This is a genomic window from Nocardioides sp. NPDC004968 (assembly GCF_040608935.1).
In the GTDB taxonomy this organism is placed as follows: Bacteria; Actinomycetota; Actinomycetes; order Propionibacteriales; family Nocardioidaceae; genus Nocardioides.
In genome coordinates, this window is the sequence record NZ_JBEXJF010000016.1 from 26,220 (window position 1) to 39,926 (window position 13,707).

The 13,707-nt window shown below is 69.2% G+C and carries 14 protein-coding genes; 5 read left to right on the forward strand and 9 right to left on the reverse strand.

Features of this window, described 5'->3' with window-relative positions; translation table 11 throughout:
- Positions 1 to 39 precede the first annotated feature (39 nt).
- The 3 genes from ABZU72_RS16330 to ABZU72_RS16340 all read right to left on the reverse strand — a co-directional run bounded on the left by ABZU72_RS16330 (position 40) and on the right by ABZU72_RS16340 (position 2,632).
- Positions 40 to 1,296, reverse strand: coding sequence for a hypothetical protein (locus ABZU72_RS16330; protein WP_355019887.1), 1,257 nt, complete (start codon positions 1,294 to 1,296; stop codon positions 40 to 42).
- Positions 1,296 to 1,892, reverse strand: a complete 597-nt coding sequence (locus tag ABZU72_RS16335; RefSeq protein ID WP_355019888.1) for an RNA polymerase sigma factor — start codon at positions 1,890 to 1,892, stop codon at positions 1,296 to 1,298. Before ABZU72_RS16335 ends, ABZU72_RS16330 begins: the two co-directional genes overlap by 1 nt.
- A 149-nt stretch (positions 1,893 to 2,041) precedes the next feature.
- A complete protein-coding gene (locus ABZU72_RS16340) occupies positions 2,042 to 2,632 on the reverse strand; it encodes a TetR/AcrR family transcriptional regulator (RefSeq protein WP_355019889.1) in 591 nt (196 codons plus the stop codon).
- A 48-nt stretch (positions 2,633 to 2,680) separates the two neighbouring features.
- Between ABZU72_RS16340 and ABZU72_RS16345 the strand changes: the two genes are divergently transcribed.
- From ABZU72_RS16345 to ABZU72_RS16355, 3 genes are read left to right on the forward strand one after another with little or no spacing between them, the layout of a single operon-like run.
- The gene (locus ABZU72_RS16345; protein WP_355019890.1) at positions 2,681 to 4,195 is read left to right on the forward strand and encodes an NAD(P)/FAD-dependent oxidoreductase; all 1,515 of its coding nucleotides are present in this window, start codon (positions 2,681 to 2,683) and stop codon (positions 4,193 to 4,195) included.
- Positions 4,192 to 5,028: an SDR family NAD(P)-dependent oxidoreductase gene (locus ABZU72_RS16350; protein WP_355019891.1), complete on the forward strand. Its 837-nt coding sequence runs from the start codon at positions 4,192 to 4,194 to the stop codon at positions 5,026 to 5,028. Before ABZU72_RS16345 ends, ABZU72_RS16350 begins: the two co-directional genes overlap by 4 nt.
- A gap of 17 nt (positions 5,029 to 5,045) precedes the next feature.
- A complete protein-coding gene (locus ABZU72_RS16355; RefSeq protein WP_355019892.1) occupies positions 5,046 to 5,570 on the forward strand; it encodes a DUF402 domain-containing protein in 525 nt (174 codons plus the stop codon).
- On the opposite strand, the gene ABZU72_RS16360 is transcribed toward ABZU72_RS16355, so the two are convergent.
- Entirely contained in the window at positions 5,565 to 6,905 is a 1,341-nt protein-coding gene (locus tag ABZU72_RS16360; protein ID WP_355019893.1) for a threonine/serine exporter family protein, read from the reverse strand. The genes ABZU72_RS16355 and ABZU72_RS16360 overlap by 6 nt on opposite strands.
- 82 nt (positions 6,906 to 6,987) lie before the next feature.
- Between ABZU72_RS16360 and ABZU72_RS16365 the strand changes: the two genes are divergently transcribed.
- On the forward strand, positions 6,988 to 8,115 hold the full coding sequence (locus tag ABZU72_RS16365; RefSeq protein ID WP_355019894.1) for a glutamate--cysteine ligase: 1,128 nt from the start codon (positions 6,988 to 6,990) through the stop codon (positions 8,113 to 8,115).
- Here ABZU72_RS16365 and ABZU72_RS16370 read toward each other — a convergent pair.
- From ABZU72_RS16370 to ABZU72_RS16385, 4 genes are read right to left on the reverse strand one after another with little or no spacing between them, the layout of a single operon-like run.
- Positions 8,112 to 9,227: an FUSC family protein gene (locus ABZU72_RS16370; protein WP_355019895.1), complete on the reverse strand. Its 1,116-nt coding sequence runs from the start codon at positions 9,225 to 9,227 to the stop codon at positions 8,112 to 8,114. The genes ABZU72_RS16365 and ABZU72_RS16370 overlap by 4 nt on opposite strands.
- Positions 9,228 to 9,259: 32 nt before the next feature.
- Positions 9,260 to 9,910: an HNH endonuclease family protein gene (locus ABZU72_RS16375; RefSeq protein ID WP_355019896.1), complete on the reverse strand. Its 651-nt coding sequence runs from the start codon at positions 9,908 to 9,910 to the stop codon at positions 9,260 to 9,262.
- A gap of 50 nt (positions 9,911 to 9,960) precedes the next feature.
- Entirely contained in the window at positions 9,961 to 11,208 is a 1,248-nt protein-coding gene (locus ABZU72_RS16380) for a site-specific DNA-methyltransferase (protein WP_355019897.1), read from the reverse strand.
- 10 nt (positions 11,209 to 11,218) lie between these two features.
- Positions 11,219 to 11,770: a hypothetical protein gene (locus ABZU72_RS16385; RefSeq protein ID WP_355019898.1), complete on the reverse strand. Its 552-nt coding sequence runs from the start codon at positions 11,768 to 11,770 to the stop codon at positions 11,219 to 11,221.
- A gap of 77 nt (positions 11,771 to 11,847) precedes the next feature.
- Between ABZU72_RS16385 and ABZU72_RS16390 the strand changes: the two genes are divergently transcribed.
- Positions 11,848 to 12,423, forward strand: a complete 576-nt coding sequence (locus tag ABZU72_RS16390) for a mismatch-specific DNA-glycosylase (RefSeq protein ID WP_355019899.1) — start codon at positions 11,848 to 11,850, stop codon at positions 12,421 to 12,423.
- A 4-nt stretch (positions 12,424 to 12,427) separates the two neighbouring features.
- Here the strand turns inward: ABZU72_RS16390 and ABZU72_RS16395 are convergent, their stop codons facing one another.
- On the reverse strand, positions 12,428 to 13,585 hold the full coding sequence (locus ABZU72_RS16395) for a hypothetical protein (RefSeq protein WP_355019900.1): 1,158 nt from the start codon (positions 13,583 to 13,585) through the stop codon (positions 12,428 to 12,430).
- Positions 13,586 to 13,707 lie beyond the last annotated feature (122 nt).

Here is a 13,707-nt window from a genome sequence, read left to right on the forward strand (position 1 = left end):
CCTATTGACGTAACCGGTCGCCGATCGGTTGGGGGCGCCTCAGCCCTTCGGCTGCCACCGCTGATCGAGTACGAAGTCGATGGCGCGGTCCACCGGGATCGCCCCGTCGCCGTACACGCTGACGGTATAGACGGGGCCCTGGAAGACGACGAGGTTCACCGGGGCAGCGGGCTTGCCCATCCAGCGGCGCTTCTTGCCGAGCCCGATGAAGACCTCGTTGCCATCGACGGTGCGGATGATGCAGCGCTTGTAGACGGCGCGGTGGCACGCCTTGTCCATCTGGATCGGGCTGAGCGTCTCCTCCAGCCGCACGTCGACAAGGCCCGGCTCCCCACTGGAGGAGCCGTTCGCCATGTCCTTCTTGACGTCGGTCAGAACGACGGATCCCTCGTGGTCGAAGCGCGTCGGCATGCCGTCGTACCACTTTGCCGGGGTTCCGGGCGGGACCAGCGCCTCCAGCGCGGTCCTGCCCAGCTCCTTGGCGTCGACGTCAGGCGGCAGATCCAGCTCCGGTACGACCAGCCGGGGGTCGGCTGCGGCCGCCATGACCTCCTTCTCCCCGAGGTCGACATCGGAGACGGGGATCGTCGAGTTGTTGCCGAACAGCGAGTCGAGCGTGATCGTGACGACCGTCCCGTCGGATCGCTCGACGGCATAGGTGCGTGCGCCACCATGCGTCGCGATTCTCGCCACCTTCGCCCCCGGGTGGTTGACGCCCTCACAGGTCCATCCGGGGTCATCGCACAGAAGGCCGGCTCCATCCCAACCGGGCCCGACGGCCAGCTGAACCATCCCGAGACCGTCCTCGCCTTCGACCGTCCACCCCAGCTTCGTACCGATGGTGCGCCCGCTGCCGGCGTCACCGCTTTGCATGTTGGAGACGGCCTTCTCGAGATGCTCCCCGGTGGGATCCAGGTGCTCGGCGAGGACGTCTCGGTACTTCTGAAGCACCGGGATGTCGCGAGACCACGCGACTCCGTTGCCGTTGAAGGCCGCGGGCCACAGCACCGTGACGTCGCCCCCGGGGACCTTCACCGGCCCTACCACCCGGTCGGGCACCGGCGACGGCTTCGCCGACGTCTCCAGCGGCCCTGCGATCTGCTTGTCGCTGCTCAGCAACGACGTTCTCTGGGCGACCACGACGCCACCGGCCGCCGTGACCGCCACCGCGGCGGCAGCCGCGACGGGCACCATCCACCTCTTCGTGCGACTCTCCTGCGAGATCGCCTGCATCAGCTCCGCCTCTCGCCGCGCCTTCACATGGGGGCGCAGACTGCGTTCAGGAATTCCGGTCATCACTTCTCCCCCTCACCCATCAGCGCGGCGACCCGCTTGCGTGCGCGGGAGAGCCGGCTGCGTACGGTCCCGACTGGGATGTCGAGAGCCTGGGCAACTTGCAGATAAGAGAGGCCGTCCCAGGCGATGAGCATCAGGATCTGACGGTCCTTGCGGCTGAGCCGGTCGACAGCCACGAGGAGCTCGGACATCCGACGCTCCTCGTCGAGGCGGCGTACGACTCCGTCCGCGTGGTCCTCGGCGTCGTCGAACCGCACCAGCTGCAGCCTGCCCGCCAGCGCGTTCTGCCGGCGGACACCACGGGTGGCGTTGCGGCAGACGTTCTCGGCGACCGTGAAGAGCCACGGCATCAGCGAGCCGTCGTAGGCCACCGCCCGTTCGCGCACCCGCCAGACCTCCAGGAACGCCTGGGACATCACGTCCTCGGCGAGGTTCCAGGAAGCCACGCGGCGGAAGCAGAAGTTGTAGACCGGGTCCGCATAGCGCCCGAACAGCTCCGCCATCGCCTCGTGGTCGCCCCGGCGCAGACGCTCCGCCAGACCGCTGTCGTTCTCCGTCACCACGAGTCCGAAGCTCTGGGACTCACTACCTCTCACGCACCCTCTATGTCCGGTACGCCCAGAGAGGTTCCAACTCCAGACGTACCTTTGTCAGGCCCCCATCTGCGTGCCGGGAGCCGTGTAACACGTCGTTCGTAGGACTATTCGCCCTATCAGAACGACCAGATAGTCCTACGAACGACGTGTTACAGCTCCCCCGACCCGAGCAGCTCCAGCAGCACCGGCAGCGACCCCGCCAGCAGCTCCAGCAGCTCCTCACGTGACAGCCCCGCGGGATCGGCCTTCCACGACAGCACCAGCTCCTCGGACATGGCCTGCCATCCCCTGACGATCAGGCGCGCAGCGGGGGTGTCGGGCACGAAGGCGGGGGCGGCATCGAAGATCCGGAGGCCGAGGGCACCGAAGGCGTCGTCGTAGATCTGGCGCAGGACGGGGTCGCTGGCGGCGCCGCGGACCATGGAGACGTACCCCTCGTAGTTGGCGTCGACGAAATCCACATAGGCGGTCATCGACGCCAGCAGGCGCTCGACCGGCTCGCCGGTCTCGGGCGGGGCGGTCTGGGCGACGAGCGCGTCGGCGGCGCGGCGTACGACCGCCTCGCGGAAGGCCATCTTGTCGCCGAAGTAGTGGTAGAGCAGCCCGCGCGAGATGCCGGCCTCACGCGCGACCACGTCGATCGATATCTCGTCGAGGGAGTGGTTCGCGAAGAGGCGAATGCCCAGGTCGAGCAGCTGCTCGCGGCGTTGCTCGGGCGTCAGTCTCGTCCGGTGGCTCATGCCGACCATTCTATTGACATCTGTTCAATAGGCAAGAATACTCTCGGTATGACCACTGCTGACCTCACCCATGTCGACCACCTGATCGTCGGTGCCGGCTTCGGGGGCCTGTGCGCGGCGATCAAGCTCGAGGAGGACGGCGAGCGCGACTTCGTCGTCGTCGAGAAGGGCTCCGGCGTCGGCGGCACCTGGCGCGACAACACCTACCCCGGCGCCGCCTGCGACGTCCCCAGCCAGCTCTACAGCTACTCCTTCGCACTGAACCCCGACTGGTCGATGAGCTTCTCGCCGCAGCCGGAGATCGAGGCGTACATCAAGAAGGTCGCCGAGCAGTCCGGCACGCTGGACCGCTTCGTCTTCGACACCGCGATGACCGCCGCGACCTGGGACGAGAGCCGGCAGCGCTGGCTCGTCGAGACCGAAGGCAAGGCCGGGAAGAAGACGTACGCAGCGACCACCGTCATCGCCGGCCCCGGCGCGCTCTCCGAGCCCAAGCTCCCGGACATCGCGGGCATCGACACCTTCCAGGGCGAGATCTTCCACTCCGCGCAGTGGAACCACGACGTCGACCTCACGGGCAAGCGTGTCGCGGTGATCGGCACCGGCGCGAGCTCGATCCAGATCGTCCCGGAGATCCAGAAGAAGGCCGCTCGCCTCGACGTGTACCAGCGCACCGCGCCGTGGGTCCTCCCCCGCAACGAGCACCGCTACTCCAAGCTCGAGAAGGCTGCCTTCCGCCACGTCCCCGGCGTCCAGCGGCTCGCCCGGGCGGCGGTCTACTGGGGCCTCGAGGTCCGCGTCCTCGGCCTCGCCGTGCAGCCCAAGCTGACCCTGGCCCACGAGCTGATGGCGAAGAACAACATCCGCCGCGGCATCAAGGACCCCGAGCTGCGCCGCAAGGTCACCCCCGACTACACGCTCGGCTGCAAGCGCACGCTGATCTCCAACGCCTACTACCCGGCACTGGCCGCCGACAACGTCGACCTGATCACCGACGGCATCGCCCGGGTGAGCGAGAACGCGATCGTCGCCAAGGACGGCACCAGCCGCGAGATCGACGTCCTCGTCGTGGCGACCGGCTTCTACACCACCGACCTGCCGATCGCCCACGCGATCACCGGCAGCAAGGGCCGCACCATGGCCGAGCGGTTCGCGGAGGTCGGGATGAGCGCCTACAAGGGCACCACGGTCCCGGAGTTCCCCAACCTCTTCTTCGTGGTCGGACCCAACACCGGCCTGGGCCACTCGTCGATGGTCTACATGATCGAGTCGCAGGTGGCCTACATCCGCGACGCGATCCGCACCATGCGCACCCACTCCTACGCCACCGTCGAACCCACCGAGGACGCCACCTCCGCCTGGAACGACGATCTGCAGCACAAGATGGACAACACCGTCTGGTCCGAGGGCGGCTGCGCGTCCTGGTATCTCGACGAGCACGGCCGCAACACCACCCTCTGGCCGAGCTTCACCTTCCTGTTTCGCCACCTGACCAGCAAGTTCGACGTCGACAAGTACGCCGTCACCGCCGCCACCACGACCAAGGAGAGTGTCCCCGCATGAAGTCCTTCGACGACAAGGTAGTCGTACTCACCGGAGCCGGCTCCGGGATCGGCCGCGCCCTCGCGGTCAACCTCGCCGGCCGCGGCGCCCGGCTGGCGCTCTCCGACGTCAACGAGGCCGGTCTGGCCGAGACCGTCGAGCTCGCCAAGCAGGCCGGGGCCCGCGAGATCAAGGAGGACAGGCTCGACGTCGCCGACCGCGAGGCGTTCAAGACGTACGCCGAGGGCGTCATCTCCCACTTCGGCCAGGTCAACGTGGTGATCAACAACGCCGGGGTCGCGCTGTCAGGCCGGGTCAACGACCTCGACTGGGACGACATCGACTGGATCATGGGCATCGACTGGTGGGGCGTCGTGCACGGCACGAAGTTCTTCCTGCCGGCCCTGATCGAGTCCGGCGACGCGCACATCGTGAACATCTCCTCGCTGTTCGGGCTGGTCTCGATGCCCGATCAGGCCTTCTACAACGCGGCGAAGTACGCCGTGCGCGGCTTCACCGAGGCGCTGCGCGAGGAGATGCTGATCGACGGTCACAACGTCGGCGTCACCTCGGTCCACCCCGGTGGCATCAAGACCGCGGTCGCCCGCAGCGCCCGCGTCTCGGCCAAGGACGACCAGGCCGCGACCGCGAAGTTCTTCGACGAGAAGCTCGCCAAGATGGAGCCGGCTCGCGCCGCGGAGATCATCGTCAAGGGCATCGAGAAGAAGCAGGCCCGCGTGCTGGTCGGCCTCGACGCCCACGTGATCCACAACTTCGGCAAGTTCACCGGCTCGCGCTACCAGGACCTCATCGCCCTGGGGGCCAAGTACGTGATGCCGAAGAAGAACGGCTGATCTCTAGACTGAGCGCCATGCGCTTCGAGGCCGGTCACCCTGTTCGTGTCGAGTTCACGAAATGGGGTGGCCGGCCTCATTGGTCCTTCACGGGCCTCTACCTCGGCGAGGACGAGCACGGCGAGTGGATCGGTCACCCCGTTGGCACCGAGTTCGCCCGCCCCGGTCATGGCTGGGTCGCCGACTGGGAGTCGGTCAGCCTGGTCCCCCACCACGACGCGGCCCACTTCCCCGCGTTCAACCGGCCCAACGATCGGGTGAGCTCGCAGATATATGTCGACATGTGCACCCCGCCGGTCTGGCAGGACTCGACGGTCACCTGCATCGACCTGGACCTCGACGTGGTCAAGAAGTTCGACGGCTCGGTCTACATCGACGACGAGGACGAGTTCGAGCACCACCAGCTCGAGTACGGCTACCCGCCCGAGATCATCTCGATGACCGAGGGCTCCGCCGAGCGCGTCTTCCTCGCGGTCAAGGAGAGCCAGGCACCGTACGACACGACCCCCGAGCGCTGGTTCGAGGTGCTGAGCGGCCTATGAGTCGGTCTCGGCGACAGGCACCGGGGCTCGGTCCTTCCGCAGCGGACCGACCAGGCGCGGCCCGGACAGGCGCGTCTCGATCCGCCACGACCGGCGACTGAGCGGCTGGGCGATGAACTCGCCCAGGTAGACGCCGGAGGCGAGGGCGAGTGCGACCGAGGCGGCGGTGAAGAGGGCGACCAGGCCGACCGAGGTGGTCGCCGGCGTCTCCTGGGCGAGCATCGTGAGACCGCGGTAGATCGAGTAGCCGGGCAGGAACGGCACCACCGAGGAGACCACGACGACCAGCGGCGGCACCTTCAGCCGGGTGGCGACCGAGTAGGCGATCAGACCGATGAAGAGGGCGGCCACGGCGACCCGCCAGGTGCGCCCGACGTCACCGGGTACGACGATCGACAGGATCACGGCGACGCCGGCGATGACCGCGATCGGAGCGAGCGTCCGCTTGGGTGCGTACGCCGCGTAGGCGAAGGCCGCGGCGCCGACCGCGCCGCCCGCGGTGGCGAGGGTGATCGACTGCAGCGAGCTGACGTTGCTCGCCACCCCACCGTGGATCGGCACCCCGACCGCGCCCGCGAAGACCAGACCGCCGGTGACCCCGGCGATGATTCCGGCCGTCGATACCAGCGCCTCCATGATCCGCGCGCTGGCGGTGACATGGAACCCGGTCAGAGCGTCCTGGAGGGCACCCATGAAGCTGATCCCGGCCAACATGACGGTGATGTTGGCGGTGATCGAGGTGGAGACGTCGAGGTCCAGCGGCAGCGCCGCGGCGATGACCGCGAGCAGCGTGGCCAGGCCCGCACCGGCGACCTGCAGGTAGAAGAGCGGCAGCCGCCAACGGCGGTGGAGGAAGTGCTGCAGCTGGTCGATCGCGGCGCCGGAGATGAAGGAGAGGACGATCACCCAGAGCTCACCACCGACGTAGACGGTGAACGCGGCGGCCATCACCGCCATGCCGAGCGTCACCGCCCAGCGCGGCCGGCGGTGGCCGCCGGAGATGATCCGACCGAGCGCGATCCGGGCGCCCTGGAGGTCCACCTCGTCGCGTACGACCTGGCGGACCAGGTGGTCGACGGCGGTGAGGTGGTCGTAGTCGATGGTGCGGTTCTTGACCTGGCGAGTGGTGTGCACCGGGATCGCCTCGGGATCGGCCTGATAGCTCATCGAGAGGCTGGTGTAGGTGACGTCGACCTCGGCCTCGCGAAGGCCCAGATGTTGGGCGAGCGACCTCATCGTCGCGGTCACGTCAGCGGCCCCGGCGCCGGTCGAGATCAGCAGCTCACCGACGCGGAGGCAGAAGTCCAGAGTCAGGTTCACCTCACGCGCGTCCACCGTCACAGGGTGCCATCGGGCCGGTGAACGACAGGCATTCACGATGCTCGACAAACGGGCCCGTGCAAGGAACGCTCAATACATGCGGATCGACTTCCATCCCTCCCCCCGACCGACGCTCGGCGTCGAGTGGGAGCTCGCGCTCGTCGACCGCGAGACCCGGGATCTGGTCAACGTCGCGGACCATCTCTTCGCCCGGGCCAAACCGCGGGTTCCCCACCCGGGGCGGATCCACAAGGAACTGCTGCGCAACACCGTCGAGGTCGTCACCGGGGTCTGCGGGACGGTCGAGGAGGCCATGGACCAGATCCGTGAGACGACCGTCGGCGTGGTCCGTGCCGGTGACGATCTGGGCGTGGATCTGTTCGGTGCCGGGACCCATCCGTTCGCGTCCTGGACCACGCAGGAGCTGTCCGCGGGGCATCGCTACCAGGAGCTGATCAACCGCACCCAGTGGTGGGGCCGGCAGATGCTGATCTGGGGCGTACACGTGCACGTCGGGATGCCCGAGCGGGATCGGCTGCTCCCGGTTCTCAACGGGCTGCTGACCTACTACCCGCACTTCCAGGCGCTGTCGGCCTCCTCACCGATCTGGGCGGGCGTCGACACCGGCTACGCCTCCAACCGGGCGCTGATGTTCCAGCAGCTGCCGACCGCCGGGCTGCCGTTCCAGTTCACGACGTGGCAGGAGTTCGAGGCGTACGTCTCGGACCAGTCCGTCACCGGCGTGATCGAGGACATCAGCGAGATCCGCTGGGACATCCGGCCCTCGCCCCGGATCGGCACCATCGAGAACCGGATCTGCGACGGGGTCTCCACGATCCAGGAGCTGGCCGCGATCGCCGCGCTGGCGCACTGTCTCTGTGTCGACCTGGACTCCCGGGTGGCGGCCGGGGAGCCGGTCGCGACGATGCCGCCGTGGCACGTCCAGGAGAACAAGTGGCGTGCCGCGCGCTACGGCCTGGACGCGATCGTGATCCTCAACGACGCCTCCGAGGAGCGGCTCGTCACCGACGACCTCGCCGACCTGCTGGTGCGCCTGGAGCCGGTGGCCGCGCGCCTGGGTTGCGAGAAGGAGCTCGCCGGCGTGCACGACATCATCCACAAGGGTGCCTCCTACCAGCGACAACGCGCCATCGCGGCCTCCACCGAGGGCGACCTGGTCGCGGTCGTCGACTCGGTCGTACGCGACCTGCGCGGGTCGCTCTAGCGCGACGGCAGCGGCGGCAGGGCGTCGGTCGCCTCGAACTGCCCCATCCCGGTGACCCCGAGCAGGTCGACGATGATCGACCTGATCTGGACGAGGATGACCTCGGCGTTGAGCGATTCCGTACGCTCCACCTCGGCCGAGTGCTCGCCGACGGCGAGCAGCACCGACCTGGCCTCCTGGCTCAGTCCGTCCGGGCTGCGGCCAGCGCGGAGCTCGGCCTCGACGACGTCGACGGCGTCGGCGAGACCGAAGGCCAGCTGGTAGTAGCTCTCCGGCACCACGTCCCCGCGGTAGGCCGACACCGCCGCCCTTCGCACCAGCACCCGGGTGCTGCGCAGGGCACGGTCGAGCGGCTCGACGAGCTCGGCCATGCGATGTACGTGGCTGCGATGTCGGAACCGGAAGGGCGAGACGGCCAGCACCGACATGCCCTCGTCGGAGGCGTCCTGCAGCTCGCGGATCAGCGGGTCGGTGGCGCGCGCGTCGGCGAGCACCTTGAGCCCGTGGACCGCGTCCGCGTCGAGCATCACCTGGCCGGCGGCGCGCAGCAGCGAGGCGATCTTCTTGGCCACCACGGCCGCCTGCTCACCGGGCCGTCGCAGCGGCGCGGCGGGCACGATCGAGGCGGCCACCAGCGCGACCGCACCGCCGATCAGCGCGTCGGTCCAGCGCGTGAACGCCGCGCCGGGCGTCGGCAGCAGCCCCATCACGAAGATGGACTGCACCGCGGCCTGGTTGCGGAAGACCTGACCCGAGGAGATGAAGATCCCCACCGCCATGGCCATCGCGACGACCAGGGTCATCTGCCAGGCACCGTCACCGATGACCTGCACCACGACGTCGCCCAAGAACACCCCGAGCGCGACCCCGATGGTCACCTCGGTCACTCTCCTCAGCCGCTGGCCGTAGGAGGTGCCGAGGCTGACCACCGCCGCGATCGGCGCGAAGACGGGTTGGGCGTGGCCGAGCAGGGTGGCCGCGATGAACCAGGCCACCCCGGCTGCCCCTGCGGCCTGCAGCACGTGCCACCGCTTCGACTTCAGCCGCGCCAGCCGGCGGCGTACGTCGGACTCCACCTGGTCACGTGTGACCCTGGGAGTGGAGAACGCCATGCGCAGATCCTAGGGCAGCCGGGCGCCCGGGATCAGCGCGCGCGGGTCACCGAGACGGACTGGCTGCCGCAGCCGTTGGCGGAGGTGAGGTTGGTGAGGGCGGACTTCTCGGTGCTGTCGACGGAGAGGCGCCAGCGGATCTTCACCGAGACGTACTCCTTCAGGTAGCGGCACTTCTGCAGGTCGGGCATCCACTCGGCCGGGTCGGCGTCGGACTTCTCCTGGTTCTCGTTGTCGGTGACGCCGACGAGGGAGCCGTAGTAGCCGAGGTCGTTGGCGTAGTCCCGGCGCTCGGTCGAGGTCCAGGTGCGGGCACCGGAGTCCCAGGCCTCCGCGAGCGGGACCATGTGGTCGATGTCGATGTCGCTGGTGGCGGTCCAGGAGAGACCGTCGTAGTAGGAGTACCAGCGGCCGCCCGACAGCGAACAGCTGGAGCCGACCGTGGGGGCCTCCTCGGCCTCCGCGATCAGCACCTCGTAGCGGGTGTTGCAGCCGTCGCCGTCGGCGTCGATCCAGTGCTGGAAGAGGTCGCGGCTGTAGCCGGTGCGGTTCTCGGCTGCGACCGTGAGGTCGCCGATGGCGGTCGAGAGTGGCTGGGAGTAGGTCTCGGCGTGTGCTGCCGCCGGAATGGTGAGCGGCACGAGGGCGCCGCAGGCGAGGATGAACAGGCCACGGAGTTTCATGGGGGTCTCCCGAGGTGAGGTGTTCGGTCGCCCCCTGACGATGCCGCGTTTTACGCGCCTCGTGTAACCCGGTTACCAGATGTTTCGAGAAGTTCACCCAGGTCGCGCTCGACCAACGCCTTCGCGCCGCCGTTCCCGTGGGCCGCGACCACGGCCCCCAGCCGCGCGCGGGTGACATCGGAGACGTACGCCATCTCGGCCTTGGCCGCGTTCGACCCCGGCCGGGTGGTCTCGGCGATCTGGACCGACCAGCACGTACGCCGCGCCCCGTCCTCCACGTTGGCCAGCGCGACCGCGTGGCCGGTCGTGCCGGAGCCGGCGAAGAAGTCGAGGACCCTCGCGTCGGTCGGCATCGTGGCCAGGATCCGCCGGATCAGGCCGGTCGGCTTCGGCGACTCGAACAGCGGCCCCACCAGGGACTTCAGCTCCGCGACGGCGGAGTCGGTCGAGCCGATCTCCTCGGCCATCCAGATGGTGGTGAGCTTCTTGCGCCTCGCCTCACCGGAGGCGTCGCGGGAGAGCCAGTCGCGCTGGTAGACGTCGACCCGCTCCCCCAGCTTCCCGCGTACGCGACGGCACATCAGGTCGTCGGGACGGGCCGCGATCAGCGGGGCGCTCCACCGCCAGACCGCGGGACGACCGTCACCGAAGACCGGCCAGATCTCCTGGCCGCCGGCGAACGGCTCGACCGCGACGCGACCGGTGTCCGGGTCTCCCCACACCGGGAAGTGGAGGGTCCTGGCGGTCGCCGGGTTGAACTTCTTGTTGGTGTTGCGCAGCGGCAGCCGCCGGTAGTGGCGCCCGTCGTCGGTGACGAGCGGGAAGTCCTGCTCGTTGACGGCTTCGGGGATGCTCGACTCCAGCGCGCAGGCCCGGGCGTCCTTGGCGTAGACCAGCAGGTACTCGTGGGACGTGGCGAACCCGTTGCCGAGTTGGCGGCCCTTGGGGTTGAGGTTGACCACGATCTGCGCGAGCTGGTTGCGCTCCTCGAAGACCTCGTCCATCAGCACCTTGAGGTGGGCGGCCTCGTTGTCGTCGATCGAGACGTAGATCGCCGCGCGCTCCGACATGACCGTGCGCGCCGCCTGCAGCCGGGGCCTCATCATCGCGACCCAGGCCTCGTGGCGACCGGCCCGCCGGCCGTCCTCACCGCGCCGGTCGTCGTGGTAGGCGAAGAGGCTGCCGGTGTTGTAGGGCGGGTCGATGTAGATCAGGTCGAACTTCTCCCCAGCCACCGAGAGCGCCCTGAGAACGTCGAGGTTGTCGCCCTCGACGAAAGTGTTCCACGGCTCCCCCACGCGGGGAACGTTAGCCGACCGGGATCTCGGTGCTCAGCAACGCGACCGATCGCTCGGCCACCAGGCACTGGATCTTGGTGCTCTTCGGCGGCGTGACGCTCAGGACCACGTCATCGCCGGTCCTGCCGGCGGCGATCGTCGCCGGGTCCGGAGTCTCGCAGCCGTCGTAGACCGTCTGGGCATAGAGCCGCTGGCCCGACGGCACGTGCGCGAGCAACCTGGTCGCCTGGGTGGTGAAGGGCGCCTGCAGCGAGGTGCCGAGAGTGGCTGCGTACGCCTTGATCGCAGCTTCGTCCGGGAGGGGCGTCGCGGTCTTCTCCAGATCGCCGTTGGCCGCGCCGCCGGCGGAGACCAGGCCGCGTACGGGCTTCTCCGAGCTCGGCGGGCGGGACGGCTCGGGCGGGGGCTTCGGCTTCGCCGAACCAGTCGAGGACTGTGGGGTTGCGGAAGACGAGGCCGACGGGCTCGAGGCCGGGTCGGTCGCTTCATCGGCGGTGCCGCAGGCGGAGACCAGAAGCGCCGTCGCAGCGAGTGCGAGTGGGAGAAGACGCGTGGGGTGCATATTTCACATACTCCCCACGGCACCCTGCTGTTGCACCCCCGACCGGCACGTCGTTACTGAGATGGAAGGATCACGCCGTGGCCCGCTTCACCCAGGCCGAGCTCCAGACCTACTACGGCGCCTCGGTCCCCGACCTCCTTCCGGCAGACGACCAACCCCTGCGCCTCCTCTTCGTCGGCATCAACCCCGGCCTGTGGACGGCAGCGACCCAGACCCACTTCGCGCACCCGCTCAACCGCTTCTATCCGGCGATCTTCCGGGCCGGGATCACCACCCGTCCGATCGACGCGTCGGCAGGGATGACGCCGGAGGACCGCGACTACTTCCGGGCCCGGGGCATCGGCTTCACCAACATCGTCCCTCGCGCCACCGCGAAGGCCTCCGAGCTCAGCAACGCCGAGCTCAAGGAGGGCGGCGCCGAGCTGTTCTCCCTGGTCGCACGGAGGAAACCGGCAGTGGTCGCGATCGCCGGGATCACCGCCTACCGGACCGCGTTCAACCGCCCCAAGGCCAAGCAGGGCCTCCAGCCGGAGCCGCTGGCCGGCGCCGAGCTCTGGGTCGTACCGAACCCGTCGGGCCTCAACGCCCACGAGACCGTCCCGACCCTGGCCGCCGCCTACGCCGAGGCTGCCCGCGCCGCCGGCCTGATCTGAGACGTCAGAAGCCTGTCGGGGCTTCCGGCAGGTCAGGGACGCCTAGTTTGGCCAGTAGCGCCACCGCGTCGTCGGCCGAGACCCGCGACGACTGGGAGAGGAGCATGTCGTCGACGGCGAGGTCGACCTCGCCGGTGAGGCAGACGAGCACGTCCTCACCCTCAGCCTCGGCAGGCCCCTGGAAGGCGAGCACGGGCAGGTAGGCGAGGTCGAGCGAAGCGGTCTTCTGGAGGAGGCGTACGGCGGCGAGCACATCGGCACGCGGATCGGCGACCTCCAGCGGGCGGCCGTCGACGGAGGCCGCGCCCGAGGCCGGCACCTCGACCATGCCCGCGGTCGAGGGGATGTCGTGCTGCTCGATGACCGCGACCCCACCCGGATGCACCACGACCGCCTCGAGCTCCCGCGAACCGATGCTCACGTTGAGCACGACCAGCGCCGACTCGAGTTGGCCGAGCGACTGACGGAGCTTCTCCTCGCCGAAGGTCTCCGGCGCGCCGAGGTCGAGCATCCAGCCGCCCGCGGCGGTGGCCACCCACGAGGCGGTCTCCTGCTCCTTCAGCGCCACCAGCTTCTCGGCCTCCTGCCGCAGCCGGTCCCGCTCGAGGGCCGCGTCGTGGGCACGGCGCCGCTCGTCGTCGAGCTCGGCGCGCAGCATCGCGACCTCGCTCTCGGCCAGCTGCTGCAGCTCGCGGCGCCGCTCCGCCTCCCGGGCACGCTCCTCGGCCCGCTGCTTCTCGGCCCGCAGCCGGGCGACCTCGAAGCGGCGTACGCCCTCCTCGAGCAGCCCGAGGGTGCGGTCGGAGACCGCGACATCGGCGCCCGACTCGAGCCGGTCCCGCAGCGCACCCCAGTTGACCTCGGGGTGGTCGGTCACCAGCGCGTCCAGCACCTTCACGAGTACGTCACCCTCGACCCCCACACGCGAAGCGAGTGAGGCCTGGTTGAACCGAGCCGGCGCGGGCGCCGCGGTCGGGGCCGGAGCCAGGCTCCACTGCCCCGGCGGCCCCTCGACGAAGCCGCCCGAGTTCAGCACGCCGAGCAGCTCCTCCTCGGTCAGCAACACCCGCTTGCCCTTCAAAGCGGCGCGCAGAACCTGCAGGCTCAACGGAGCCCGCAGGCGCAGGATCTCGGCGACGGCCGGCATGGAGGAATGAGGCATAGGGGCTGGTTAAGGGGTTGTTCTCGCAGGCGCGGCGATCGTACACCGGAGCACCGACATTCGAGCCCCGCCAGACCCGTTCCGAACAAACACGCGAAGGCCCCGGACACCGGCTGGTGCCC

Excerpts from the sequence above, each read along its gene's own strand:
- ABZU72_RS16330 (WP_355019887.1), bottom strand. The coding sequence starts at position 1,296 with ATGACCGGAATTCCTGAACGCAGTCTGCGCCCCCATGTGAAGGCGCGG.
- ABZU72_RS16340 (WP_355019889.1), bottom strand. The coding sequence starts at position 2,632 with ATGAGCCACCGGACGAGACTGACGCCCGAGCAACGCCGCGAGCAGCTG.
- ABZU72_RS16345 (WP_355019890.1), top strand. The coding sequence starts at position 2,681 with ATGACCACTGCTGACCTCACCCATGTCGACCACCTGATCGTCGGTGCC.
- ABZU72_RS16350 (WP_355019891.1), top strand. The coding sequence starts at position 4,192 with ATGAAGTCCTTCGACGACAAGGTAGTCGTACTCACCGGAGCCGGCTCC.
- ABZU72_RS16355 (WP_355019892.1), top strand. The coding sequence starts at position 5,046 with ATGCGCTTCGAGGCCGGTCACCCTGTTCGTGTCGAGTTCACGAAATGG.
- ABZU72_RS16365 (WP_355019894.1), top strand. The coding sequence starts at position 6,988 with ATGCGGATCGACTTCCATCCCTCCCCCCGACCGACGCTCGGCGTCGAG.
- ABZU72_RS16370 (WP_355019895.1), bottom strand. The coding sequence starts at position 9,227 with ATGGCGTTCTCCACTCCCAGGGTCACACGTGACCAGGTGGAGTCCGAC.
- ABZU72_RS16375 (WP_355019896.1), bottom strand. The coding sequence starts at position 9,910 with ATGAAACTCCGTGGCCTGTTCATCCTCGCCTGCGGCGCCCTCGTGCCG.
- ABZU72_RS16385 (WP_355019898.1), bottom strand. The coding sequence starts at position 11,770 with ATGCACCCCACGCGTCTTCTCCCACTCGCACTCGCTGCGACGGCGCTT.
- ABZU72_RS16395 (WP_355019900.1), bottom strand. The coding sequence starts at position 13,585 with ATGCCTCATTCCTCCATGCCGGCCGTCGCCGAGATCCTGCGCCTGCGG.